This is a genomic window from Isoptericola sp. NPDC056578 (genome assembly GCF_042793275.1).
Classification (GTDB): Bacteria; Actinomycetota; Actinomycetes; order Actinomycetales; family Cellulomonadaceae; genus Isoptericola.
Genome location: NZ_JBHTVC010000004.1, coordinates 5,934 through 30,498, shown reverse-complemented (window position 1 = coordinate 30,498; position 24,565 = coordinate 5,934). Strand labels below are relative to the sequence as shown.

Annotated in this window: 22 protein-coding genes; 5 read left to right on the top strand and 17 right to left on the bottom strand. The window is 73.2% G+C overall.

Annotated elements, in window-relative coordinates; all coding sequences use genetic code 11:
• Positions 1 to 12: 12 nt before the first annotated feature.
• The 5 genes from ACFQ80_RS02640 to ACFQ80_RS02620 form a co-directional block, all read right to left on the bottom strand.
• Positions 13 to 702 carry an SMC-Scp complex subunit ScpB gene (locus ACFQ80_RS02640; protein ID WP_430551983.1) on the bottom strand — a complete coding sequence of 230 codons (690 nt, stop codon included), beginning with the start codon at positions 700 to 702 and terminating at the stop codon, positions 13 to 15.
• Positions 699 to 1,676 (bottom strand): segregation and condensation protein A, encoded by a 978-nt coding sequence (locus ACFQ80_RS02635; protein ID WP_430562529.1) that lies wholly within the window; start codon positions 1,674 to 1,676, stop codon positions 699 to 701. Before ACFQ80_RS02635 ends, ACFQ80_RS02640 begins: the two co-directional genes overlap by 4 nt.
• On the bottom strand, positions 1,669 to 2,601 hold the full coding sequence (locus ACFQ80_RS02630; RefSeq protein ID WP_430562445.1) for a ParA family protein: 933 nt from the start codon (positions 2,599 to 2,601) through the stop codon (positions 1,669 to 1,671). The genes ACFQ80_RS02635 and ACFQ80_RS02630 overlap by 8 nt, the downstream gene beginning before the upstream one ends.
• A gap of 125 nt (positions 2,602 to 2,726) precedes the next feature.
• Positions 2,727 to 3,740, bottom strand: coding sequence for a site-specific tyrosine recombinase XerD (locus ACFQ80_RS02625; protein ID WP_430562444.1), 1,014 nt, complete (start codon positions 3,738 to 3,740; stop codon positions 2,727 to 2,729).
• A gap of 56 nt (positions 3,741 to 3,796) precedes the next feature.
• Positions 3,797 to 4,819 (bottom strand): heme o synthase, encoded by a 1,023-nt coding sequence (locus ACFQ80_RS02620; protein WP_430551985.1) that lies wholly within the window; start codon positions 4,817 to 4,819, stop codon positions 3,797 to 3,799.
• A 407-nt stretch (positions 4,820 to 5,226) separates the two neighbouring features.
• Here ACFQ80_RS02620 and tkt point away from each other — a divergent pair, with 407 nt between their 5' ends.
• From tkt to pgl, 5 genes are all read left to right on the top strand, one after another.
• On the top strand, positions 5,227 to 7,362 hold the full coding sequence (tkt, locus tag ACFQ80_RS02615) for a transketolase (RefSeq protein WP_430551986.1): 2,136 nt from the start codon (positions 5,227 to 5,229) through the stop codon (positions 7,360 to 7,362).
• Positions 7,363 to 7,462: 100 nt separating this feature from the next.
• A complete protein-coding gene (gene tal, locus ACFQ80_RS02610; protein WP_430551987.1) occupies positions 7,463 to 8,593 on the top strand; it encodes a transaldolase in 1,131 nt (376 codons plus the stop codon).
• Between the two features lie 79 nt (positions 8,594 to 8,672).
• Positions 8,673 to 10,214: a glucose-6-phosphate dehydrogenase gene (gene zwf / locus ACFQ80_RS02605; protein ID WP_429763413.1), complete on the top strand. Its 1,542-nt coding sequence runs from the start codon at positions 8,673 to 8,675 to the stop codon at positions 10,212 to 10,214.
• 97 nt (positions 10,215 to 10,311) lie between these two features.
• The gene (gene opcA / locus ACFQ80_RS02600; RefSeq protein ID WP_430551988.1) at positions 10,312 to 11,268 is read left to right on the top strand and encodes a glucose-6-phosphate dehydrogenase assembly protein OpcA; all 957 of its coding nucleotides are present in this window, start codon (positions 10,312 to 10,314) and stop codon (positions 11,266 to 11,268) included.
• Positions 11,265 to 12,056, top strand: coding sequence for a 6-phosphogluconolactonase (gene pgl, locus ACFQ80_RS02595; RefSeq protein ID WP_430562443.1), 792 nt, complete (start codon positions 11,265 to 11,267; stop codon positions 12,054 to 12,056). The genes opcA and pgl overlap by 4 nt, the downstream gene beginning before the upstream one ends.
• 4 nt (positions 12,057 to 12,060) lie before the next feature.
• Here the strand turns inward: pgl and ACFQ80_RS02590 are convergent, their stop codons facing one another.
• From ACFQ80_RS02590 to ACFQ80_RS02535, 12 genes are all read right to left on the bottom strand, one after another.
• On the bottom strand, positions 12,061 to 12,957 hold the full coding sequence (locus ACFQ80_RS02590; RefSeq protein ID WP_430551990.1) for a phenylalanine 4-monooxygenase: 897 nt from the start codon (positions 12,955 to 12,957) through the stop codon (positions 12,061 to 12,063).
• Between the two features lie 67 nt (positions 12,958 to 13,024).
• Positions 13,025 to 13,390, bottom strand: a complete 366-nt coding sequence (locus ACFQ80_RS02585; protein WP_430551991.1) for an RNA polymerase-binding protein RbpA — start codon at positions 13,388 to 13,390, stop codon at positions 13,025 to 13,027.
• Positions 13,391 to 13,536: 146 nt separating this feature from the next.
• Positions 13,537 to 13,779 (bottom strand): preprotein translocase subunit SecG, encoded by a 243-nt coding sequence (gene secG, locus ACFQ80_RS02580; protein WP_380326827.1) that lies wholly within the window; start codon positions 13,777 to 13,779, stop codon positions 13,537 to 13,539.
• A 195-nt stretch (positions 13,780 to 13,974) separates the two neighbouring features.
• Positions 13,975 to 14,742 carry a triose-phosphate isomerase gene (gene tpiA, locus ACFQ80_RS02575; RefSeq protein ID WP_430552021.1) on the bottom strand — a complete coding sequence of 256 codons (768 nt, stop codon included), beginning with the start codon at positions 14,740 to 14,742 and terminating at the stop codon, positions 13,975 to 13,977.
• A 73-nt stretch (positions 14,743 to 14,815) separates the two neighbouring features.
• A complete protein-coding gene (locus ACFQ80_RS02570) occupies positions 14,816 to 16,015 on the bottom strand; it encodes a phosphoglycerate kinase (protein WP_430551992.1) in 1,200 nt (399 codons plus the stop codon).
• A 173-nt stretch (positions 16,016 to 16,188) separates the two neighbouring features.
• Positions 16,189 to 17,193 carry a type I glyceraldehyde-3-phosphate dehydrogenase gene (gap, locus tag ACFQ80_RS02565; protein WP_429729141.1) on the bottom strand — a complete coding sequence of 335 codons (1,005 nt, stop codon included), beginning with the start codon at positions 17,191 to 17,193 and terminating at the stop codon, positions 16,189 to 16,191.
• A gap of 306 nt (positions 17,194 to 17,499) precedes the next feature.
• Entirely contained in the window at positions 17,500 to 18,480 is a 981-nt protein-coding gene (gene whiA / locus ACFQ80_RS02560) for a DNA-binding protein WhiA (RefSeq protein ID WP_429729139.1), read from the bottom strand.
• Positions 18,481 to 18,543: 63 nt separating this feature from the next.
• Positions 18,544 to 19,476, bottom strand: coding sequence for a uridine diphosphate-N-acetylglucosamine-binding protein YvcK (gene yvcK, locus ACFQ80_RS02555; RefSeq protein WP_430551993.1), 933 nt, complete (start codon positions 19,474 to 19,476; stop codon positions 18,544 to 18,546).
• 32 nt (positions 19,477 to 19,508) lie between these two features.
• The gene (rapZ, locus tag ACFQ80_RS02550; protein WP_430551994.1) at positions 19,509 to 20,444 is read right to left on the bottom strand and encodes an RNase adapter RapZ; all 936 of its coding nucleotides are present in this window, start codon (positions 20,442 to 20,444) and stop codon (positions 19,509 to 19,511) included.
• Positions 20,441 to 22,594 carry an excinuclease ABC subunit UvrC gene (gene uvrC, locus ACFQ80_RS02545; protein WP_430562442.1) on the bottom strand — a complete coding sequence of 718 codons (2,154 nt, stop codon included), beginning with the start codon at positions 22,592 to 22,594 and terminating at the stop codon, positions 20,441 to 20,443. Before uvrC ends, rapZ begins: the two co-directional genes overlap by 4 nt.
• 66 nt (positions 22,595 to 22,660) lie before the next feature.
• Positions 22,661 to 23,560, bottom strand: a complete 900-nt coding sequence (locus tag ACFQ80_RS02540; protein WP_430551996.1) for a carbohydrate ABC transporter permease — start codon at positions 23,558 to 23,560, stop codon at positions 22,661 to 22,663.
• Positions 23,557 to 24,468, bottom strand: a complete 912-nt coding sequence (locus ACFQ80_RS02535; protein WP_430562441.1) for a carbohydrate ABC transporter permease — start codon at positions 24,466 to 24,468, stop codon at positions 23,557 to 23,559. The genes ACFQ80_RS02540 and ACFQ80_RS02535 overlap by 4 nt, the downstream gene beginning before the upstream one ends.
• Between the last annotated feature and the right edge of the window lie 97 nt (positions 24,469 to 24,565).

Here is a 24,565-nt window from a genome sequence, read left to right as displayed (position 1 = left end):
GACGCCTGATCCTCAGGCGTCGGGCCCGTCCTCCGCCAGCCCGCGACGCAGGGCCGAGGACGGGTCCAGGGCGATCGCCTCCCCCACGTCCGGCAGGTGCGGCGCCAGGGGCGGCAGCTCCTCGAGCGACGACCAGCCCATCCGGTCGAGGAACTCGCCCGTCGTGCCGAACAGCACGGCCCCCGTCATCGGGTCCTGGCCCGTCTCCGCGATCAGGCCGCGGGCCAGCAGCGTGCGCACCACGCCGTCCACGCTCACCCCGCGCACCGCCGAGACCTGCCCGCGGGTCACGGGCTGGCGGTACGCGATCACGGCGAGGGTCTCCAGCGCCGCCTGGCTGAGCCGGGACGACTGCCCCTCGAGGACGAAGGCGCCCACGACGTCGGCCTGTGCCCGCGCGGAGTACACGCGCCATCCCTCGGCCCCCTGGCGCAGCTCGAAGCCGCGCGGGCGCCCGCCCGTCTCGCCCCGGTACTCCGCGGCCAGCTCCTCGAGCGCCCCGGCGACCACCGGCACCGGCCGCGCGACGCCCGCCGCGAGGCGCTCGACCGGCACCGGGGACTCCGCGACCATGAGCACGGCCTCCAGCGCCGCCGCCAGCCCGCCCGGCAGGTCGTCGACGTCCACCTCGACCTCGGCCGTCCGCTCGGCCTCGGCCGCCGGCCCGACGGCCTCGGCCTGCTCGTCCGTCTGCTGCGTCATGCCACGACCTCCGTCACGCCGGCGCCGCCTGCGGCGGGTGCGCCGGTCCCCTCGTCCTGCCCGGGCGTCCCGTCGAACTCCTCGAAGCCCGCCGCGAGCTCGCCGTCGTCGTCCTCGTCGTCCTCGTCGTCGCGGTCGCCTCCGGCGCCCGCGGTCCACCGCACGGTGAGCTCACCCAGCGCCGTGGCCTGCTCGAACGCCACCCGGCCGGAGCGGAACAGCTCCAGCAGGGCGAGGAACCTCGCGACGGCCACGAGCCGCTCCTCCCCCGCGACGAGCGCGCGGAAGGTCGCGACGTGCTCGCGCCGCAGCCGGCGCGCGATCACGCCCGCCTGCTCCCGCACGCTCACGGCGGGGGCGTGGAGATGGTCCAGCCCGACGACCGGCGGGGGTTTCGGCTCCAGCGCCTTGGCCGCCAGCTCGGCGAGACGCGCGCCGTCGAGGGTCCACACCAGCTCCGGCAGCAGCGCCACGAGGTGCGGCTCGAGCGGGACGGACCGTGGCACGCGGCGCCCCTCGGTCTCCAGCCGCTCGGCGAGGAGGCCGGAGACCTCCTTGTACGCGCGGTACTGGAGCAGCCGGGCGAACAGCAGGTCGCGGGCCTCGAGCAGCTCCAGGTCCTCGGCGTCCTCCTCGACCACGCCGGGCAGCAGCCGAGCGGCCTTGAGGTCGAGCAGGGTGGCCGCGACGACGAGGAACTCGCTCGCCGTCCCGAGGTCCCACGACGGGTGCTCCTCGCCGCGAGCCGTCGCCTCGCGCGACGCGGCCTCGGCCGCGCGGATGTGCGCGACGAACTCGTCGGTCACGGCCGCGAGCGCCACCTCGGTGACGTCCAGCTCGTGCTTCGCGATCAGCGACAGCAGCAGGTCGAACGGGCCCGTGAAGTTGTCGAGGTGCACCTCGAACCCCGGCCGGGCGTCGGAGCCGTCGACGGCGTCGACCGCCTCCCCCTGCTCCGGGGCGAGGTCAGGCAGCGTCACCACGGGCGACGAGCTCCCGCGCGAGCTGCCGGTACGCGGCGGCGCCGGCGTGGGTCGGGGCGTAGTTGGTGATCGGCTCGGCCGCCACGGACGCGTCCGGGAACTTCACCGTGCGTCCGATGACCGTGTGCAGCAGCGTGTCGCCGAACGCCTCGTGCACGCGCGCCACGACCTCCCGCGAGTGCAGGGTGCGCGAGTCGTACATGGTCGGCAGGATGCCGTCGATCTCCAGGGCCGGGTTGAGCCGGTCGCGCACCTTCTCGATCGTCTCCACGAGCAGGGCCACGCCGCGCAGCGCGAAGAACTCGCACTCCAGCGGGATGAGCACGCCGTGCGCCGCGGTGAGGGCGTTGACCGTGAGCAGGCCCAGCGACGGCTGGCAGTCCACGAGGATCACGTCGTAGTCGTCCAGGGCCGGGCGCAGCGCACGGGCGAGGACCGACTCGCGGGCCACCTCGCCGACGAGCTGGACCTCCGCGGCCGAGAGGTCGATGTTCGCGGGCAGCACGTCCATGCCCTCGATGTTCGTGGGCTGCAGCACGTCGGTGAAGCTGACGTCGCGCTCCATGAGCAGGTTGTAGACGCTGAGGTCGAGGTCGTGCGGGCTGACGCCGACGCCCACCGAGGCGGCGCCCTGCGGGTCGAAGTCGACGAGCAGGACGCGGCGGCCGTACTCGGCCAGCGCGGCGCCCAGGTTGATCGTGGTCGTGGTCTTGCCCACGCCGCCCTTCTGGTTGCACATCGCGACGATGCGCGCGGGCCCGTGGGACGCCAGCGGCGCCGGGTCGCGGAAGTCGGGCAGAGGCCGCCCGACGACGTCGGTACGCGGTTCCTCGAGCCCGCCGGCCGGACTGCCCGGCGCGGGGCTGGTCGCGGTGGCCGCGGCCGGTGAGGCGTCGCTCGTGGTCGTCTGCGTCATGGTGTCGCTCCCGAGTCCCTCGCTCACCTGCGTCACGCTACCCCAGGGCCTGCCGGGGTCCGGGCGGCACGCCGGGCGCGCCGTCGTTCCGGCGGGCGGGCCGCGGCGGGCGTGCTGACGGGGGTTCAGCCGAGCGCGCGGGGATGCGCCGCGGCGTACACCTCGCGCAGCGCATCGCGCGTCACCATCGTGTAGATCTGCGTGGTCGTCACCGAGGCGTGCCCCAGCAGCTCCTGCACCACGCGGACGTCGGCGCCGCCCGCGAGCAGGTGGGTGGCGAACGAGTGCCGCAGCGTGTGCGGCGACACGTGCTGCGTCAGGCCGGCGCGCTCCGCGGCGGCCTGCAGCACGGACCAGGCGCTCTGCCGCGACAGCCGGGCGCCGCGGGTGTTGAGGAACAGCGCCGGCGTGCCCCGTCCCGCCGACGCGAGGGGCGCCCTGGCGCGCACCAGGTACGCCTCCAGCGCGGTCCGCGCGTACGAGCCGACGGGCACCACGCGCTCCTTGTCGCCCTTGCCCCGCAGGCGCACGGACCCGGCGCGCGGCACCCCGTCGTCGTGCGCGTCGGGCGGGTCCGTGCGGCGGCCCACGCCGTCCAGGAGGCCGTCGACGTCGTCGACGTCGAGACCCACGACCTCGCTGATGCGCCCGCCGGTGGAGTAGAGCAGCTCCAGCAGGGCGCGGTCGCGCAGCGGCACCGCGCCGTCGCCGGCGCCCGCCGCGTCGAGCAGACGGGCCACCTCGTCGATCGACAGCGCGTGCGGCAGCCGGCGCAGCGCGCTCGGGGCGTGCACCTGCGACGCGGGGTCGGCGCTCGTGGCGCCCTCGGCGTGCGCGAACCGGTGCCAGCCGCGGACCGCGGCCAGCGCGCGGGCGGTGGAGGACGGCGACAGCGGGGCCCCGCCGTCCGATCCCTGACGGAGCACGACGACGTAGTCCTCGACGTCGCGCTCCCCCACGTCGTCGAGCCCGGAGCGACCCGTGGCGTGCAGGTGGCGCGCGTAGCGACCGAGGTCGCGGCGGTAGGCCGCGACCGTGTTCGCCGACAGCCCGCGCTCGACGCCGAGGTGCGCCAGGTAGTCCTGCAGCGCGGCCGTCAGCGCGGGCGGGAGGGGCGGGGCGGACGTGGTGTCGGGCACCGGAACATCATGCCCCGGGGCCACGACGTCCCGGACGGGCCGCGTCACCGGGAGGGTCAGAACGGCAGGAAGACGTCCACCGCGACCGCGATGAACAGCACCGTGAGGTACGTGATCGAGCCGTGGAAGACCTTCATCGCGCCGAGCTTGCCCCGCTCGGGGTGGCCGGCGCGGCGCAGCATCGCGATCACGAGCCAGAGGAACCAGCCGCCCGAGGCGACGGCGACGGCCGAGTAGAACCACGACATGCCCGCGAGCGGGATGAGCGCGAGCGAGCAGGCGATCATCGCGACCGTGTGCGCGACCATCTCGACCGCGACGCGACGGTCCGTCGCGACGACGGGGAGCATCGGGACGCCGGCGTTGGCGTAGTCCTTCTTGAACTTCACGGACAGCGGCCAGTAGTGCGGCGGCGTCCAGAAGAAGATGACGCCGAAGAGCGCCACCGCCGCCCAGCTGAGCGACTCCGTGACGGCGGCCCAGCCGATGAACACGGGCATGCAGCCCGCGATCCCGCCCCACACGATGTTCTGCGGCGTGCGCCGCTTGAGGATCATCGTGTAGCCGACCACGTAGATCGCGATGGCCGCGAAGGTGAGCCACGCCGCCGGGACGTTGACCAGCAGGGCGAACCACAGCAGCGACACGACGCCGAGCACCGTGGCGAACACCAGGGCCGCCCGCGGCGTGATCTCCCCCGTGGCCAGCGGGCGCCGCTTGGTGCGGTTCATCACCTGGTCGATGTCGCGGTCCAGGTAGCAGTTGAAGACGTTCGCCGACGCGGCCGCGAGCGTCCCGCCGACGAGCGTCTTGACCACGAGCCACAGCGAGGGCAGGCCGCCCTGCGCGAGGATCATGGTGGGGAGCGTCGTGACCAGCAGCAGCTCGATGATGCGCGGCTTGGTCAGCGCGACGTACGCCCCGACGCGGTCGCGCCATCCCGTGCTCGCCCCCCGGCCCTGCTCCGCGTTCCCTCCGCGGCGGTCCGCCCGGTCCGCATCGGCACGCTCCCGCTCGGCGCGCGCGGCCGCGCGGGTCGGCGCCTGGGGGTGGGACGTCGTGGTGCTCGTGGTGCTCACGCGCGTGCTTGTCCGTTCTCGGCTGGGGGTCCGGGGAGCTCGGGCGACGTGGGACGGTCGCCGCCTCATCGTACGCCGAGGTCAGCGACCCGGCGGCCCGGACGGCGGCCGCCCGGCTGTGAGAAATGCCCGCGCCGGCGTCATCTCCCCGGACATCCTCCGGCGCGCACGGCGCGCCGCTCAACTGGTGGGACGAACGGCTCCGGGACGGGCGTGACGGGAATGCTCGGCGCTAGGGTGGTGCTGCACAACGGTGAACAGCGGGCCGCCCACCCGGTCGGCCCCTCGACGCCGTGCCCCGCCGTCGCCCCCAGGACCCCGTGCGGCGTCCGACGCGACGGCGCCCCGTACCGGCAGAGCAGCAGCAATCACCCGGGGCTCGCTCCGGGCAGGAAAGAGGCACATCTGTGAACGCGTTCGACCCCGTCGTCGCCCCGCTCGAGTGGAGCTCGCTCGACGACCGCGCGGTGAAGACCATCAAGGCGCTGGCGGCGGACGCCGTCGAGAAGGTCGGCAACGGCCACCCCGGCACGGCGATCTCCCTCGCCCCCGCCGCGTACCTGCTGTTCGGCAAGACGATGCGGCACGACCCCTCCGACCCGCACTGGGTCGGTCGTGACCGGTTCGTCCTCTCCGCGGGCCACTCCTCGCTCACGCTGTACCTGCAGCTGTTCCTCTCCGGCTACGGCATGGAGCTGGAGGACCTCGAGGCGCTGCGCACCTGGGGCTCGCAGACCCCGGGCCACCCCGAGTACCGCCACACCCCCGGCGTCGAGATCACGACCGGCCCGCTCGGCCAGGGCCTCGCGTCCGCCGTCGGCATGGCGTTCGCGGCCCGCCGCGAGCGGGGCCTGCTCGACCCCGACGCCGCGCCCGGCGAGTCGCCGTTCGACCACCACGTCTACGTCATCGCCTCCGACGGCGACCTGCAGGAGGGCGTCACGTCCGAGGCGTCGTCGCTCGCCGGCACGCAGAAGCTCGGCAACCTCGTGGTGATCTGGGACGACAACAAGATCTCCATCGAGGACGACACGGACATCGCGTTCACCGAGGACACCCTCGCGCGCTATGCCGCCTACGGCTGGCACACCCAGCGGGTGGACTGGACGCAGGGCGGCACCGGCTACGCCGAGGACGTCGACGCGCTCGCCGCGGCCATCGCGGCCGCGAAGGCGGAGACCGACCGCCCGTCGTTCATCGCGCTGCGCACCATCATCGGCTGGCCGTCGCCCACCAAGCAGAACACGGGCGGGATCCACGGCTCCGCGATGGGTGCCGACGAGGTCGCGGGCCTCAAGGTCGCCCTCGGTCTCGACCCGGAGGCGACCTTCGCCGTCGACGACGAGGTGCTCGGGTACACGCGCGACGTCGCGGCCCGCCAGGCCGAGCAGCGCGCCGCCTGGGACCGCTCGTACGACGCGTGGCGCACCGCCGCCCCGGAGCGGGCGGCCCTGCTCGACCGCCTCGTGGCCCACGAGCTGCCCGCCGGCTGGACCGACGAGCTGCCCGTCTTCGAGGCCTCCGAGAAGGGCGTCGCCACGCGCGCCGCGTCCGGCAAGGTCCTCACCGCGCTCAAGGACGTGCTGCCCGAGCTGTGGGGCGGGTCCGCGGACCTCGCCGGCTCGAACAACACCACGATGGACGGCGAGCCGTCGTTCATCCCCGTCGAGCACGCGACCAAGAAGTTCCCGGGCAACCCCTACGGGCGCACCCTGCACTTCGGCATCCGCGAGCACGGCATGGGCGCGATCCTCAACGGCATCGTGCTGCACGGCCTCACCCGCCCCTACGGCGGCACCTTCCTCCAGTTCGCCGACTACATGCGGGCCTCGGTCCGCCTCGCGGCCCTCATGGAGATCCCGACGACGTTCGTGTGGACGCACGACTCCATCGGGCTCGGCGAGGACGGCCCCACGCACCAGCCGGTCGAGCACCTCGCGGCGCTGCGCGCCATCCCCGGCCTCGACGTCGTGCGCCCCGCCGACGCGAACGAGACCGCGTGGGCCTGGCGCGGCATCCTCGAGAACACCGCCAACCCGGCCGGCATCGTCCTCACGCGCCAGAACGTCCCGACGTTCCCGCGCGGCACCGACGGCTTCGCCGGCGCCGAGGGCACGCTCAAGGGCGGCTACACGCTGGTCGACGCCACGAACGACGAGACCGGCACGCCCGACGTCGTCCTCGTCGGCACCGGCTCCGAGGTGCAGCTCGCCGTCCAGGCGCGCGAGCAGCTCGCCGCCGAGGGGATCGCCGCCCGCGTCGTGTCGATGCCGAGCCGCGAGTGGTTCGACAAGCAGGACGCTGCGTACCGCGAGTCCGTGCTGCCCTCCGCGGTGAAGGCGCGCGTGTCCGTCGAGGCGGGCGTCGCGCAGGGCTGGCGCGACGTGGTCGGCGACGCCGGCCGCAGCGTCTCGCTCGAGCACTACGGCGCGTCGGCCGACTACCAGACGCTGTACCGGGAGTTCGGGATCACGGCGGAGGCCGTCGCGGCCGCCGCCCGCGAGTCGCTCGCCGCCGTGCGCGGCGCTGGCGACGCCGCCTGAGCGCTCGTAGATTCCCAGGGTGGGGCGTCGCCGGCCGGCGCCCCACCCGGCCCCTGTCGAGACCTCCCGCTCAGGGGCTTCCGACCTGGAAGGACGTCCGATGACGCAGAGCACCGTCCCCGCACCGATCACCGACCTGACCGGCGCCGGGGTGTCCATCTGGCTCGACGACCTGTCGCGGGAGCGCCTGCGCAGCGGCAACCTGGCGGCCCTCGTGGCCGAGCGGGGCGTCGTCGGCGTGACGACGAACCCCACGATCTTCGCCAAGGCGCTGTCCAGCGGCGACGCCTACGACGCCCAGCTGGCGGAGCTCGCCCGCCTCGGTGCGGACGGAGACGTGGACGCCGCCGTCGAGACCATCACCACCGACGACGTGCGCGCCGCCGCCGACCTGCTGCGCCCGGTCTACGACGCCACCGACGGCGTGGACGGGCGCGTGTCGATCGAGGTCGACCCCCGCCTCGCGTACGACGCCGACAAGACCGTGGTCGTGGCGGAGCGCCTGTGGCGCACCGTCGACCGCCCGAACGTCTTCATCAAGATCCCGGCGACCGTGCCCGGCCTGGACGCGATCTCGCGGACCCTCGCCCAGGGCATCAGCGTCAACGTCACCCTGATCTTCTCGATCGAGCGCTACCGCTCCGTCCTCCAGGCGTTCGCGATCGGCCTCGAGCAGGCGCGCGCCGACGGGATCGACCTCGGCCCGATCGGGTCGGTGGCGTCCTTCTTCGTCTCCCGGGTCGACTCCTCGGTGGACGCCGCACTGGAGAAGATCGGCACGCCGGAGGCCCTCGACCTGCGCGGGCAGGCCGCCGTCGCGAACGCCCGGCTCGCGTTCGAGGCCTACGAGCAGTTCGTCGGCACGGACGAGTGGCGGTCGCTCGCGGCGTCCGGCGCGCACCCGCAGCGGCCGCTGTGGGCGTCGACCGGCGTGAAGAACCCCGAGTACTCGGACACCCTGTACGTCTCCGAGCTGGTCACGGACGGCGTCGTGAACACGATGCCCGAGCCGACCCTGCAGGCGTTCGCCGACCACGGCGTCGTCACGGGCGACACGGTCCGCGGCACCGCGGGCGCCGCGCGGCGCACGATCGAGACCATCGAGTCGTTCGGCGTCTCCCTCGCCGAGGTCACCGACCACCTCGAGACGGACGGCGTCCGCAAGTTCGAGGACTCCTGGACCGAGCTCCTGGACACCGCGTCCGCCGGGCTGAAGGCCCAGGGGGCCTGAGCCCTCACCCCGGGGGCGCCACGGCGCCCCCGGGCCCGCACCACCTCCCGCCCGCACGACGAAGAACGGTGCCCACCTCGTGAGACCGGCCAAGATCACCGCCGAGCACAACCCCCTGCGCGACCCCCTCGACCTGCGGCTCCCCCGCATCGCCGGCCCCAGCGGCCTGGTGATCTTCGGGGTCACGGGCGACCTGTCGCGCAAGAAGCTCATGCCCGCCGTCTACGACCTGGCGAACCGCGGCCTGCTGCCGCCCGGCTTCGCGCTGACGGGCTTCGCCCGTCGCGACTGGGAGGACGAGGACTTCGCCCAGGTCGTGCACGACGCGGTCAAGGAGCACGCCCGCACACCGTTCCGCGAGGCCACGTGGCGCCAGCTCGCCGAGGGCATCCGCTTCGTGCAGGGCTCGTTCGACGACGACGAGGCGTTCGAGCGCCTGCGCCAGACGGTCGAGCAGCTCGACGCCGAGCGCGGCACCGGCGGCAACCACGCCTTCTACCTGTCCGTGCCGCCCAGCGCGTTCCCGATCGTGTGCCGGCAGCTGTCCGAGTCGGGGCTCTCCAAGTCGTCCCCGGACGCGTGGCGCCGCGTCGTCATCGAGAAGCCCTTCGGGCACGACCTCGAGAGCGCGCGCGAGCTGGACGCCGTCGTCTCCCAGGTCTTCGACCCGGAGTCGGTGTTCCGCATCGACCACTACCTCGGCAAGGAGACGGTCCAGAACCTCCTCGCCCTGCGGTTCGCGAACCAGATGTTCGAGCCGCTGTGGAACAGCAACTACGTCGACCACGTGCAGATCACGATGGCCGAGGACATCGGCATCGGCGGGCGGGCGAGCTACTACGACGGCATCGGCGCCGCCCGCGACGTGATCCAGAACCACCTGCTGCAGCTCCTGGCGCTCGTCGCCATGGAGGAGCCGGTCAACTTCGACGCCGAGGCCCTGCGCGCCGAGAAGATCAAGGCGCTCTCCTCGGTGCGGCTCCCCCGCGACCTCGGGCGTCACACCGCACGCGGCCAGTACGCCTCCGGGTGGCAGGGCGGCGAGAAGGTCGTCGGGTTCCTCGAGGAGGAGGGCTTCAACCCCGACTCCACGACCGAGACCTTCGCCGCGGTCAAGCTCGAGATCGACAACCGGCGCTGGGCGGGCGTGCCCTTCTACCTGCGCACGGGCAAGCGCCTGGGCCGCCGCGTCACCGAGGTGGCCGTCGTCTTCAAGAAGGCGCCGCACCTGCCGTTCGAGTCGTCGCTCACGTCCGACCTGGGCAACAACGCGCTGGTCATCCGCGTGCAGCCCGACGAGGGCGTCACCCTCCGGTTCGGTGCGAAGGTGCCCGGTACCGCGATGGAGGTCCGCGACGTCACGATGGACTTCGGCTACGGCCACTCGTTCACCGAGTCGTCCCCCGAGGCCTACGAGCGCCTCATCCTCGACGTCCTCCTCGGCGACCCGCCGCTCTTCCCGACGCGCGAGGAGGTCGAGCTCTCCTGGAAGATCCTCGACCCGGTCACCGCGTACTGGGCGGGCAAGGGCAAGCCGGAGCAGTACGCCTCGGGCACCTGGGGCCCGGAGTCCGCCGACAAGATGATGGCCCGCGACGGCCGCTCGTGGCGGCGCCCGTGAGGCCCTCCGGCGCCCCCGACGACGCCGCCCGCGCCGCGGCGAGCCGCATCCACCCGCGCCGCATCCACCCGCGCCGCACCCAGCGAGGAGAGCCCCGATGATCATCGACATGCCGGACACGACCACGAACGCGGTCGGCAAGCGGCTCGCCCACCTGCGCGACGAGGGCGGCGCCGTGGCGCTCGGCCGGGTGCTCACCCTCGTCGTCGTCGCGGAGGAGGCCGACATCGAGGACTCCGTCCGCGCCGCCAACCAGGCCAGCCACGAGCACCCGTGCCGGGTCGTCGTCATCGCGCCGCTCGCGCAGCGCGACCGCTCCGCGCCGCGGCTCGACGCCGAGATCCGCGTCGGCGGCGACGCCGGCGCCTCGGAGGTCGTCGTCCTGCGGGCCGGCGGGCCGATGCTCGACCACCCGGACACGCTCGTCATGCCCCTGCTGCTGCCGGACGCCCCGATCGTCGTCTGGTGGCCCACCGGCGGCCCGGACGCCCCGTCGGCGGACCCGATGGGCGCGATGGCCCAGCGCCGCATCACGGACACGACGACGGCAGCGGACCCGGTCGCGATGCTGCACCGGCTGGCGGGCACGTTCAGCCCCGGCGACACCGACCTGGCGTGGGCGCGCGTCACCCTGTGGCGCGGGCTCATCGCGGCCGCGGTGGAACAGCCGCCGTTCGAGCCCGTCACCGCGGTGACCGTCGAGGGGCAGGAGCAGCACACGTCGCTCGACCTGCTCGCCGCCTGGCTCGGCCAGCGCCTGCGCTGCCCTGCCACGGTCGTGCGCACCGACAGCGACGACGCGATCACCCGCGTGACCCTGGAGCGCAGGAGCGGGCCGATCGTGCTCGACCGCCCCGACGGCCGCGTCGTGTCGATCACGCAGCCCGAGAAGCCGGAGCGCCGCATGGCGCTGCCCATCCGCGCGCTGAGCGAGGCCCTCATCGAGGAGCTGCGGCGCCTCGACCCCGACGAGCTCTACGGCGAGGTGCTCACCAAGGGCCTCACGCGGGTCGAGACCGTCAAGGCGAAGTCGACGGCGAAGGCCCGGGCGTGAGCGCGCCGCTCGTCGTCGTGCACCCGGACCCGGCCGTCCTCGCGGAGGCCGCCGCGGCCCGGCTGCTCACCCGCCTGCTCGACGTGCAGTCGGTCCGCACGCCGGTGCACGCGGTGCTGACGGGCGGCACCGTGGGCATCAAGACGCTCGAGGCCGTGGCCGCGAGCCCGCTGCGTGCGGCCGTGGACTGGTCCGGGGTGCACCTGTGGTGGGGCGACGAGCGGTTCCTGCCGGACGGCGACCCCGACCGCAACGAGACCCAGGCCCGTGCCGCCCTCGTGGACTCGCTCGTCGCGGAATCCGGCCTGCCCGGCGCCCACGTGCACGCGATGCCCGCGCGCGGCGCCGTGCTCGACGGCGACACCGTCGAGACGCCGGAGCAGTCGGCCGCGGCCTACGCGGCCGAGCTCGCGGCCTTCGCCCCCTCGCCCGCGGCCGACTCGCAGGAGCCGTCCGTGCCGGAGTTCGACGTGCTGCTGCTGGGCATGGGGCCGGACGGGCACGTCGCCTCGTTGTTCCCCGGGCACGACGGCCTGTCGGCCCGCGGCGCGACGGTCGGGGTGCACGGTTCCCCGAAGCCGCCGCCGGAGCGCGTCTCGCTCACGTTCGACGCCCTGCGGCGGGCGCGCGAGGTGTGGGTCGTCGCGGCCGGTGCCGAGAAGGCGGCCCAGGCCGCCGCCGCCCTCGCCGGCGGCGCGGTGACCGACGTCCCGGCGGCCGGGGCCCGCGGCACCGAGGGCACGTTGTGGCTCCTGGACGCCGCCGCCGCGGCCGGCCCGGCCGCCTGACCTGCTAGCTCGCCGACCGGTGCCGGTCGGCGAGCAGGCGGGCGGGCGTCTCGTCGTCGAACTCGGCGAAGAACTCCCCCACCCGTTCGGTGAGCTCGCTCATCCCGTCGCACGCGAACAGGGTCGGTTGGTAGTGCGAGATGTCGTACTCCACGGTGCCCATGGAGTAGAAGTCGAGCGGCAGGATCGTGGCGCCACGGAACTCCTCGATCTCGCCGTACGAGGACAGCAGGCCGGCGCCGTACGCGCGCAGCTCCCCGTCCTCGTACATCACGCCGAACTCGATGGTGAACCAGAAGACGTCCGCCACGAACTGCAGTCCCTCGGCCGTCTCGCAGCGCCGCGCGGCCTCGCCCGCCCGGCGCTTCACCTCGGCGATCGCCGGGTTGGCGAGCAGGTTCCCGTGCCCGACGACCTCGTGGATGATGTCCGGCTCGGGGGTGTACAGGGGCTGCGACCCGTGGCGCAGGTACTGCGTGGAGTGGAAGACGCCGTCGGCGAGCGACCCGTAGAACTGGTCCAGGGGCACCAGCCCCGCGGCGGGGTGGAGCCGGAAGCCGCTGAGCGGCTCCAGGCCCGCGCTCACCTCGTCGAGCTGCGGCACCCGGTCGGTCGGCAGGCCGAGGGCTTCCTTGCCCTCGAGGTACCCACGGATCGCCAGGCGCTCGTGCTTGGGCGCGAGCTCGGCGCACACGGTGCGCCAGATCTCGTTCTCCCCGTCGGTGTACTCGACGCGGGGCACGGGGTCTCCCGGCGACCAGCGCAACGCAGGGCCGGCGATGACCTCCCGGCGGCGCCGGTACTCCGGGTCGTTCGCGCCGGGGTGGTCGTCCGTGAGGTGCACCGTGACGCCGTGCTCGTCCTCGGTGACGGGGGCGTAGAGCTGTCCTTCCTCGAACATGCGGCCAGACTACGCCACCGTCTCGACAGGTGGACACCCCGTCGGGTCGGAGCCCGACCCGCCGCCGTCAGCTCGCCCGGCGCAGGCCCGTCCGGCGTGCCCGCAGGGTCGCGAGCGCCTCCTCGAGGAGGGCGGCGCCGTCCTCCTCGGACCGGCGTTCCTTCACGTATGCGAGGTGCGTCTTGTACGGCTCGTTCCGCACCGGCTCCGGCGGGTTGGCCGCGTCCAGCCCGGCGGGGAAGCCGCAGCGCGGACAGTCCCAGAACTCCGGGGGCTCGACGCCCTCGTTCGCCGAGAAGCTCGGCGTCGTCTCGTGCCCGTTCGCGCACCAGTACGAGACCCGCACCCGGGGTGCCGCCTCGCCGCGCTCGGACTCTCCCAGCGGACCCGCGCCCACGCGCGAGCCCCGGATCGCATGACCGGCTGTAGCCACGTCCTGTCGTCCTCACCTTCGACTCAGTGGGCGTACGCCCACGGACGATCTTCGTGAACCGTGGAGCCGGGCTCGCCACCCGGCTCCGTTGCCCCCGCACCGGCCGAGCCTGAGCCCGGGCCGGTGACGGTCGCGGTCGTGCGGCCTCAGCTCACCTTCGTGATGAGGCCGAGCAGCACGATCACGACGAACCAGACGAGTGCGAAGCTCACCGTGATCCGGTTGAGGTTGCGCTCGGCGACGCCGGAGCTTCCGGCGGCGCTCGAGATCCCCCCGCCGAACATGTCGGACAGACCGCCGCCCTTGCCCTTGTGCATCAGGATGAGCAGGGTCAGGAAGGCGCTGGTGATCACCAGGAGAACCTGAAGGATGATCTGCAAAACGTCCACGGTGTCCTCGGCTGTCCTCGTTCGTCGTCCGCCCCGCGGGGCGGGCTTCTGTTCGTCACCCGACCAGGACGTCGTCCCGGCCGGGTCAAGAGTAAGTGACGGACGCCTCTCGAGGCGAACACCGATGTTTCCATCGGGTGACGATCCTCGGGAGGCGTCCGTCGGACGGGTCCGGGCCCGCCGTGGGGTGTCGCGTCAGGCGACGTGCGACTGGTAGCGCGCGATCTTCGCGAACTCGACCGGGTCGAGGCTCGCGCCACCGACGAGCGCGCCGTCGACGTCGGGCTGCGCCATGATCTGCGCGACGTTGCCCGACTTGACCGACCCGCCGTACAGCACGCGCACGCCCGCGGCGAGCTCGGCGTCGTACAGCTCCGCGAGGCGGCCGCGGATCGCACCGCAGACCTCCTGCGCGTCGTCCGGTGTCGCGACCTCGCCGGTGCCGATCGCCCAGACGGGCTCGTAGGCGATGACGACCTGCGCGGCCTGCTCCGCCGGCACGTCGGCGAGGGCGGCGTCGACCTGCGCGAGGGTGTAGGACACCTGCTCGCCGGCCTTGCGCACGTCCAGCCCCTCCCCGACGCACAGGATCGGCACGAGCCCGTGCTCGAAGGCGGCACGCACCTTGGCGTTCACGAGCGCGTCGTCCTCGGCGTGGTACTCGCGGCGCTCGGAGTGCCCGACCGCCACGTACGTGCAGCCCAGGCGGGCCAGCATCGGGCCCGAGATCTCGCCCGTGTAGGCGCCCGACGCGTGCGTCGACAGGTCCTGGGCGCCGTAGCGCACCCCGAGCTTGTCGGCGTCCACGAGGGTCTGCACGGAGCGCAGGTCGGTGAACGGCGCCAGGACGGCGACCTCCACGGCCTCGTAGTCGTGCTTCGCGTCCTTGAGCGTCCACGCGAGCTTCTGCACCGCGGCGATCGCCTCGGTGTGGTCCAGGTTCATCTTCCAGTTGCCCGCCATCAGGGGCGTGCGGGTGGTGGCCACGATGGGCTCCTCGTTCTCTCGTGCTGGGGTGGGAAGGATCGGAAGGCTGTCAGTCCGCGAGGACCGCGAGGCCCGGGAGCTCCTTGCCCTCGAGCAGCTCCAGGCTGGCGCCGCCGCCGGTGGAGATGTGGCTGAAGCCGTCCTCGTCGAAGCCGAGCGCGCGCACGGCCGCGGCCGAGTCGCCACCGCCCACGATCGAGAACGCGCCGGCCGCGGTCGCGTCGACGATGCCCTGCGCGACGGCGCGGGTGCCCGCGGCGAACGCCGCGAACTCGAACACGCCCATCGGGCCGTTCCAGACGACCGTCTTCGCGTCCGCGAGCCGCGCGGCGAACAGCGCACCGGACTCGGGGCCGATGTCGAGGCCCATCGTCCCGTCGGGGATCTGGTCGGCCGGGACGGTGCGGTGGGGCGCGTCGGCGGCGAACGAGTCGGCGGCGACGATGTCGGTCGGGAGCACGATCTCCACGCCCGACTCGGCGGCCTGGGCGAGATACCCCTTGACGGTGTCCACCTGGTCGGCCTCGAGCAGCGACGAGCCCACCGAGTGGCCCTGCGCGGCGAGGAAGGTGAAGACCATGCCGCCACCGATGAGCAGCCGGTCCGCCTTCGTCAGGAGGTTCTCGATGACGCCGAGCTTGTCGGAGACCTTCGAGCCGCCCAGGACGACGGCGTACGGGCGCTGCGGGTCGGTGGTGGCGCGCGAGAGCGCCTCGACCTCCTTGAGGACGAGGTCGCCGGCCGCGGCCGGGAGCAGCTTCGCGACGTCGTAGACCGACGCCTGCTTGCGGTGCACGACGCCGAAGCCGTCGGACACGAACGCGTCGGCCAGCGCGGCCAGCTCGCCGGCCAGCTCCTCGCGCTCCGCGTCGACCTTCGAGGTCTCGCGCGCGTCGAACCGGACGTTCTCCAGGAGCGCGACCTGGCCGTCGGCCAGGGCGGCGACGGTCTCCTGGGCCGACGGCCCGGTCACGTCGGCCGCCAGGGCCACGTCCTGGCCCAGCAGCTCGCCGAGGCGCGCGGCCACGGGCGCCAGGGAGTAGGCGGGGTTCGGCTCGCCCTTGGGGCGGCCGAGGTGGGCGGTCACGACCACGCGCGCGCCGGCGTCCGTGAGGCGCTTCAGCGTGGGCAGCGCGGCCTTGATCCGGCCGTCGTCGGTGATGGTGGTGCCGTCGAGCGGCACGTTGAAGTCCGAGCGGACGAGGACGCGCTTGCCGCGCAGCTCGCCCAGGGTGTCGATGGTCTTCATGGGGCACACCTGTCCGTCAGGGCCCGGTGCGCGCGGCGCGACCCTCATGCGTCCGCACGTCCTGGGCCGGGGTGATCTGGTCCGTACATGACGACGTCCGCGTGCGCGGCCGGAGTTCGGCGCGCACGCGGACGTCGTGACTCACGCTCGAGCGGTGTCGGGCGCCGGAGTCGTCAGAGCTTCTCGCCGACGTGGACGGTCAGCGCGACGAGCGAGTTGGAGTAGCCCCACTCGTTGTCGTACCACGAGACGACCTTGACCTGGTTGCCGATCACCTTGGTCAGCTTCGAGTCGAAGATGCTCGTGTGCGGGTTGGTGACGATGTCCGACGACACGATCTCGTCGTCCACGTACTCCAGGGTGCCCTTGAGCGGGCCCTCGGCGGCGGCCTTGACCGCGGCGTTGACCTCCTCGACCGTGACCTCCTTCGGGGCCTCGAAGGTGAGGTCGGTGGCCGAACCGGTGATGACCGGGACGCGCAGGGCGTAGCCGTCGAGCTTGCCCTTCAGCTCCGGGAGCACCAGGGCGACGGCCTTGGCGGCACCCGTGGTGGTCGGCACGATGTTCTGCGCGGCGGCGCGGGCGCGGCGGAGGTCCTTGTGCGGGCCGTCCTGCAGGTTCTGGTCGCCGGTGTACGCGTGGATCGTCGTCATGAGGCCACGCTCGATGCCGATCGAGTCGTTGAGGGCCTTGGCGAGCGGCGCGAGGCAGTTCGTCGTGCACGACGCGTTGGAGATGATGTGGTGCGCGGCCGGGTCGTACTGGTCGTTGTTCACACCCATGACGAAGGTCGCGTCCTCGTTCTTCGCCGGGGCGGAGATGATGACCTTCTTGGCGCCGGCGTCGATGTGCGCCTTGGCCTTGGTGGCGTCGGTGAAGAAGCCGGTGGACTCGATGACGATGTCCGCGCCCAGCTCGCCCCAGGGGAGGTTCGCGGGGTCGCGCTCCGCGAGCGCACGGATCTTCTGGCCGTCGACGATGATGTTCTCGTCGTCGAAGTCGACCGACTTCGGGAAGCGGCCGAGCACCGTGTCGTACTTGAGCAGGTGGGCCAGAGTCTTGTTGTCGGTCAGGTCGTTGACGCCGACGACCTCGATGTCCGCACCCGACTCCACGAGAGCGCGGTAGAAGTTCCGTCCGATCCGACCGAAGCCGTTGATCCCGACGCGGATGGTCACGATTGCCCTCCTCAGGGCGCGCCGGTGAGATCCCGGCGCACACGGTTGATGCCGACTTCCGCACGCCGCGAGGGGCGTGCTGATGATTCACGTCGTGACCCCGGAACCACCCGACGTTTTTCCACCGGGCGGTCAGCCTCGGGTCACGTCGTCGTCACCTGACGGAATGAGCCTATACCCGAACGGGCCGTGCCGCTGACCCTCGACGGCACCGTGAGACATGTGGTCTGACCATATGGACAGGACCCGGGCCAGAGCCGGACGACGCGCGTCGCGAGGCCTGTCCGCCCGGGCGGCCGGACGCCGTCAGAGGTCGAGGAGCTCCGGGCTCAGGCCGGACTCGGTGTCCGGGATCCCGACCTCGAGCGCCCGCTTGTCCGCCGTCGACAGGAGCCGCCTGATCCGGCCCGCGACGGCGTCCTTGGACAGCGGCGGGTCCGCCAGCTGCCCCAGCTCCTCCAGGGAGGCCTGCTTGTGCGCCAGGCGCAGCTCCCCCGCCTGGCGCAGGTGCTCGGGCACGTCCTCGCCCAGGATCTCGAAGGCGCGCTGCACCCGGGCGCCGGCCGCCACGGCGGCCCGCGCCGACCGCCGCAGGTTCGCGTCGTCGAAGTTCGCGAGCCGGTTGGCCGTGCCGCGCACCTCGCGCCGCGCACGCCGCTCCTCCCAGATCTCGCGGGTGCGGACGGCACCCATGCGCCGCAGGATCTCCCCGATCGCCTCGCCGTCGCGGACCACGACGCGGTCCACGCCCCGCACCTCCCGGGACTTCGCCTGCACGCCCAGGCGCCGCGCGGCGCCGACCAGCGCGAGCGCCGCCTCGGGCCCGGGGCACGTGACCTCCAGCGCCATCGACCGGCCGGGCTCCGTCAGCGACCCGTGCGCGAGGAACGCGCCCCGCCACACCGCCTCGGCCTCCGCGACGCCCGCCGACACGACCTCCGGGGCCAGGCCGCGCACCGGCCGCCCCCGGGAGTCCAGCAGGCCCGTCTGGCGGGCGAGCGACTCGCCGTCGCGCACCACCCGCACCACGTACCGGTTGTTCTTGCGCAGCCCCCCGGCCTGCACCACGATCAGGTCGCTCGTGTGCCCGTAGAGCTCCGTGATCGACTGCCGCAGCCGCGCCGCGGCCGCCTCGTCGTCGAGCTCCGCCTCGATCACCACGCGGCCCGAGATGATGTGCAGCCCGCCGGAGAACCGCAGCGTCGCCGAGACCTCGGCCTTGCGGCACGACGTCCGGGTCACCTTGATCCGCGCGAGCTCGTCCTTCACCTCTGCCGTCAGCGCCATGGCGTCATCCTGCCACGCGAGGCAAGCACCCCGAGCCGTCGGCAGCGTGCCGCCGGGCAGCGGTCACACGTCCCCGTAGACGCCCTCGAACACGTCCCGGTAGGCCGCCGCGAGGCGCAGCGGGTCGTGGCGTGCCGTCCCGTCGCCGCGACGCACCTGGCGCATGAGGAGCCGGGCGCCCACGGCCTGGGCGGCGTCGGCGAGCTCGTCCACGTCCTCCACGGCCGACGGGTCGGCCAGCACCGCGTCGACGCGCAGCCCCGGCGCGTGCCGGTACAGCGCCTCGAGATGGTCGGTCGCGGTCAGCCCCTGGGTCTCGCCGCGCTCGGCGGCCAGGTTGAGCGTCACGCACACGCGCGCGTCGGTCTCGTGCAGAGCCTTCGCGAGCTCCGGCACCAGCAGGTGCACGAGCACCGACGAGTACCAGGATCCCGGGCCCAGCACGACCCAGTCCGCGGTGCGGACCGCCTCCACAGCCTCCGGGCACGCCGGCGGGTCCGCCGGCACCAGCCGCAGCTGCTCGATCCGGCCCTCGGACACGGCGACGCGGCTCTGCCCGACGACGGTGTCGAGGGTCGCCACGCCGTCGCGACGCACGTCCGCCTCGACCACGAGGGGCACCGACGCCATGGGCAGCACGCGACCCCGCGCGCCGAGCAGCCGGCCGACCCAGTCGAGCCCCGTCACCGTGTCGCCGAGCAGCTCCCACAGCGCGACGATCAGGAGGTTGCCCATGGCGTGCTTGTCCAGGCTGCCGCCCGAGACGAACCGGTGCTGCAGCAGGTCGCTCCAGGTGCGGCCCCACTCGGAGTCGTCGCACAGCGCCGCGAGCGCCATCCGGAGGTCGCCGGGCGGCAGCACGTCGAGCTCGTCACGGAGGCGGCCCGACGACCCGCCGTCGTCCGCGACCGTCACGACGGCGGTCAGCCGGTCGGACATCAGGCGCAGCGCGGACAGGCTGGCGAACAGGCCGTGCCCTCCCCCGAGCGCCGTCACCGCCGGCGCCCCCGGGCTCCCGACCGGCGCCGTCACTCCTTCCCCAGGTCGCGCGCCGTGAGGGAGACCCGCTGGCCCGCGTCCCGCAGCCGCTGGGCGATCTCGCCCGCGATCGCGACCGAGCGGTGCTTGCCCCCCGTGCACCCGACGGCGATCGTCACGTACCGCTTCTCCTCGGCCAGGTAGCCGGCGAGGACCGGCTCGAGCGCCGCCACGTACCGGTCCACGAACTCCTGCGCCCCGGGCCGGGCGAGCACGTACTCCCGCACCGGGGCGTCGCGCCCCGTGAGGTGACGCAGCTCGGTGATCCAGTACGGGTTCGCCAGGAAGCGCACGTCCACGACGTGGTCGGCGTCGAGCGGGATGCCGTACTTGAAGCCGAAGGCGAGCACGTTCACGCGCAGCGCGTCGGGCGCGCCGTCCGCGACGGCGGCGCGCACCTCGCGCGCGAGGTCGTGCACCGACAGCTCCGACGTGTCGATGACGACGTCGGCGCGCTCGGCGATCGACGCGAGCGCACGACGCTCCTCGCCGATGCCGTCGAGGATCCGGCCCTCGCCCTGCAGGGGGTGCGGGCGGCGGACGCTCTCGTAGCGCCGCACCAGGGTCTCGTCGCGCGCGTCCAGGAACAGGATCCGGTAGTTCACCCCGGCGTCGCGCAGGTGCTGCAGCACCCGGGTGAGCTCGGCGAAGTACTCCCGCCCGCGCACGTCGACCACGACCGCCAGCCGCTCCACGGAGGAGCCGGCCCGGGTCATGAGGTCGACGAGCGGCACGATCATCATCGGCGGCAGGTTGTCGACCACGAACCAGTCGAGGTCCTCGAGGACGCCCGCGGCACGCGAGCGCCCGGCGCCCGACATGCCGGTGATGATCAGGACCTCGGTCTCGGCCTGCTCCGGAGCCGGGGTCGTGGCCTCGATCTCGGGGATGCCCTGCGGGACGGTGATGGGGTCCGGCTCGCTCATGCGCCCAGCATGCCAGGACCCGCACCGTCGTGGCTGGTCGGCGCGCTGCCGGCGCCGGTCGGCACGTCCGCCGAGGTCGCCCCGGACGCCGCGTCGGGTGCGCCGCCGTCCCTGCCGAGGGCGGCGACCACCGCCTCCGCCGTGCGCCTGCCCATCCCCCGCACCGCGGCGATCTCGTCGACGCTGGCCGCGCGCAGCTTCTTCACCGACCCGAACGTGGTCAGCAGCGCCTTGCGACGGGTGGGCCCGAGGCCGGGCACGTCGTCCAGGGCCGACGTGATCATGCCCTTGCTCCGACGCCGCCGGTGCTGCGTGATGGCGAACCGGTGGGCCTCGTCTCGCACGCGCTGCAGCAGGTAGAGGCCCTCCGAGGAGCGCTGCAGGATCACCGGGTAGTCCTCGCCGGGCACCCAGACCTCCTCGAGCCGCTTCGCGAGCCCGCAGAGCGCGACGTCGGTGACGCCCAGCTCGTCGAGGGCGCGCTGCGCCGCCGCCACCTGCGGCGGCCCGCCGTCGACGACCACGAGGTTCGGCGGGTACGCGAACCGCTTGCGCTCCCCCGGCTCCTCGGCCGGCACCTCGCCCGAGGGCGGACGGGCGGGGACCCGTGCGGACGCCCTCGCACCGTCGCGGTCGTCGTCGCTGTCGTCGAGCTCCACGTCGCCCGACGCCAGCCGGTCGGCCAGGTATCGCCGGAACCGGCGCGTGATCACCTCGTGCATGGCCGCCGTGTCGTCCCGTGCCCCGTCGCCCTCGGGCCCGCGGACCGAGAAGGTGCGGTACTCGCTCTTGCGCGGCAGACCGTCCTCGAACACCACCATCGACGCCGACTGGTACGTGCCCTGCGTGTGGGAGATGTCGTAGCACTCGATGCGCAGCGGGGCGGACTCCAGCCCCAGCGCCTCCTGGATCTCCCGGAGCGCCTGGCTCCGGGTGGTGAGGTCGCCCGCACGGCGGGTCCGGTGCAGGGTCAGGGCGTGCTCCGCGTTCGCCCTCACGGTGGCGGCGAGCTCGCGCTTGTCGCCACGCTGCGGCACCCGCAGCTCCACCCGGGCTCCGCGCAGGCCGCTCAGCCACGCCGTCATCTGCTCCGGGTCCGGTGGCAGCACCGGGACCAGCACCTCCCGCGGGACGGCGTCGCGCGTCTCGCGCCGGGACGCGGCGCGGCCCTCGGTGTCGAGGTCGGCCACCTCCGCCGCCGCGCGCGCGTCCTCGACCGCGCCGTACACCTGCTGCAGCAGGTGCTCGACGAGCTCCGCGTCCGTGACGTCCTCGACCTTCTCCACCACCCAGCCGCGCTGCCCGCGGATGCGCCCGCCGCGCACGTGGAACACCTGGACGGCGGCCTCGAGCTCGTCCCCCGCCAGGGCGAAGATGTCGGCGTCGGTCGCGTCCGGGAGCACGACGGCGTTCTTCTCCGTGGCGCGGCGCAGCGCCTGGATGTCGTCGCGCAGCCGGGCCGCCTGCTCGTACTCCATGGACGCGGCGGCCTCGTTCATGCGTGCGGTGAGGCGCCGCTCGAACCGCTGGGTGTCGCCGGCCATGAAGTCGCAGAAGTCCTGCGCCAGCTGCTTGTGGTCGTCGACGGTGATGCGCCCGACGCAGGGCGCCGAGCACTTGTCGATGTACCCGAGCAGGCACGGTCGGCCGGTCTGGTGCGCTCGGCGGTAGACGCCCGCGGAGCAGGTGCGGATCGGGAAGACCCGCAGCAGGAGGTCGAGGGTCTCGCGGATCGCCCAGGCGTGGCCGTACGGTCCGAAGTAGCGCGTGCCGGGGCGCTTGGCGCCGCGCATCACCTGGGCGCGGGGCACCTCCTCCCCCATGGTCACCGCGAGGAACGGGTACGACTTGTCGTCGCGGTACTTCACGTTGAACCGCGGGTCGTACTCCTTGATCCACGAGTACTCGAGCGCCAGGGCCTCGACCTCGGTGCCCACCACCGTCCACTCGACCGACGCCGCCGTGGTCACCATGCTCTGCGTGCGGTGGTGCAGGTGGGCGACGTCCTGGAAGTAGCTCGACAGCCGCGCCCGCAGGTTCTTCGCCTTGCCCACGTAGATCACGCGGCCGTGCGCGTCGCGGAACCGGTAGACGCCGGGCGACGTGGGGATCTCCCCCGGCTTCGGGCGATAGGTCGCTGGGTCGGCCATGCCGTCAGCCTAGGTCAGGCCACCGACGCCCCGGCGTCGCGACCGGCGGCCCGGAGCCGGGGCCGGCTACTTCATCGTGCCCGCCGAGACCGACCCCTGGAGCTGTCGCTGGAAGATCAGGTACGCGATGAGCACCGGCACGATCGTCACCACCACCGCCGCGAACATCGCGCCGAAGTCCACGGCGTACCCCGCCGACGACACGAACGCGGCCAGCCGTTGGGACAGGACGTAGTTCTGCTGCTCGGGGTTCAGCGCGATCGGGAGGATGAACTGGTTCCACAGTCCCAGGAAGTTGAAGATCGCCACCGACGCCATGCCCGGCCGCGCCATGGGCATCATCACCTGGAAGAAGGTCCGCCAGTGCCCCGCGCCGTCGATCGCCGCCGCCTCGGCGATGTCGTCCGGCAGGCCTCGGAAGAACGCGTAGAGGAAGAACACCGTGAAGGGCAGCGCGAACGCCACGTACACGACGATCAGCCCTGGCAGCGTGCCGAGCAGGCCGGCGTTCTGGAGCACGAAGAACAGCGGGACGATCGCGAGGAAGACCGGGAACGTCAGGCCCGCCAGCATGAGGTAGTAGATCGCCCGTCGCCCGGGGAACTCGAAGCGGGCGAGCACGTAGGCGCACATCGCCCCGAGGAGCATGACGAGCACCAGGGCGGTCCCGACCACGATGATGGTGTTCACGAAGGCTCGGCCGATCTGGGCGTCGACCCACGCGTTCTCGTAGTTCGTGAACGACCAGTTCGCCGGCAACGAGAACGGCGAGGCGAAGATCTCCGCGCTCGTCTTGAAGGATCCGATGAACACCCAGATCATCGGCGCGATGACGAGGATGCACCAGATCACGAGGACGGTGTGGGAGACCCCGGCCGCGAGACGGTCGCCGCCGGCCGCGTGGGCGGCCCGGGACCGCGGGACGGCGCGAGCCGTGCGCGGCATCGCCTGGGCGTGGGCGGTCATCCTCGGCCCCTCTCGCTGCGCCCGCCGGCGAGGCGGTTCACGGTGAACACCAGCGCGGCGAACACCAGGGTCACGATCGCCATCGCCACGCCCATCGCGCTGGCGTAGCCGAACTTCCCCTCCGTGAACGCCGTGCGGAACAGCTGCTGGGACATCACGAGCGTCGAGTTGTCCGGGCCGCCCTGGGGGTTGAGCGCCTGCACGTACACGAAGAGGTCGAGCGCGATGATCCCGAGGTAGATGTAGGCGGTCTGCACGTTGTCCCGGATGAGCGGCAGGGTGATGGACCACGACGTGCGCCACCGTCCGGCGCCGTCGATCCGCGACGCCTCGTAGATCTCCGACGGCACGCCCTTGATCGCCGCGATGAACAGCAGCATGTAGAAGCCGACGAACCCCCACACGACGACGAACATCGTCACCGGCATCGCGGTGCCCACGTTCCCCAACCAGGCGAACGACTGGAAGCGGTCCAGCCCGAGCCCCGTGAGGACGCCGTTGACGAGCCCGTTGCTCGGGTCGAGGATCAGGCGCCACATGATGCCGACGGCGATGGCCGGGATCACGTAGGGGAAGAGGGAGACCACGCGGTAGAAGCCCGCGGCGCGGACGCCGCGCACCTGTCCCTTGCCCGACCCGCCGACCGTGATGAGGATCGCGAACGTCAGGGCGATGGCGATGGTGATGAGCGGGATGAACAGACCGAACATCACGCTGTTGCCGACGGCGTTGACGAACCGCGGGTCCTGCAGCAGCGTCGTGAAGTTGGCCAGACCGACGACGTCGAACTGGGTGGAGAAGCCCGACCAGTTGGTGAGGGCGTAGAACGCGGCCTGCACGAACGGCCAGATCACGAAGACGAGGAACAGCGCGAGCGGCAGACCGAGGCAGACGACGAAGAAGCTCACGGTGTCGAACGACCACCCACCGGCCCGCCGCCGGCGGGGGCCCGGGGCCGGGCCCCCCCCCGCCCCCCCCCCCCGGGGGCGGGTCTGGCCCCCGCCC

Bases quoted from the DNA above. Each gene is read 5' to 3' on its own strand.
- uvrC (WP_430562442.1), bottom strand. From the start codon at position 22,594: ATGGCCGACCCAGCGACCTATCGCCCGAAGCCGGGGGAGATCCCCACG.
- ACFQ80_RS02590 (WP_430551990.1), bottom strand. From the start codon at position 12,957: ATGTTCGAGGAAGGACAGCTCTACGCCCCCGTCACCGAGGACGAGCAC.
- ACFQ80_RS02570 (WP_430551992.1), bottom strand. From the start codon at position 16,015: ATGAAGACCATCGACACCCTGGGCGAGCTGCGCGGCAAGCGCGTCCTC.
- tal (WP_430551987.1), top strand. From the start codon at position 7,463: ATGACGCAGAGCACCGTCCCCGCACCGATCACCGACCTGACCGGCGCC.
- ACFQ80_RS02630 (WP_430562445.1), bottom strand. From the start codon at position 2,601: ATGACGCAGACGACCACGAGCGACGCCTCACCGGCCGCGGCCACCGCG.
- tpiA (WP_430552021.1), bottom strand. From the start codon at position 14,742: ATGGCGGGCAACTGGAAGATGAACCTGGACCACACCGAGGCGATCGCC.
- whiA (WP_429729139.1), bottom strand. From the start codon at position 18,480: ATGGCGCTGACGGCAGAGGTGAAGGACGAGCTCGCGCGGATCAAGGTG.
- ACFQ80_RS02640 (WP_430551983.1), bottom strand. From the start codon at position 702: ATGACGCAGCAGACGGACGAGCAGGCCGAGGCCGTCGGGCCGGCGGCC.
- ACFQ80_RS02540 (WP_430551996.1), bottom strand. From the start codon at position 23,560: ATGACCGCCCACGCCCAGGCGATGCCGCGCACGGCTCGCGCCGTCCCG.
- rapZ (WP_430551994.1), bottom strand. From the start codon at position 20,444: ATGAGCGAGCCGGACCCCATCACCGTCCCGCAGGGCATCCCCGAGATC.
- opcA (WP_430551988.1), top strand. From the start codon at position 10,312: ATGATCATCGACATGCCGGACACGACCACGAACGCGGTCGGCAAGCGG.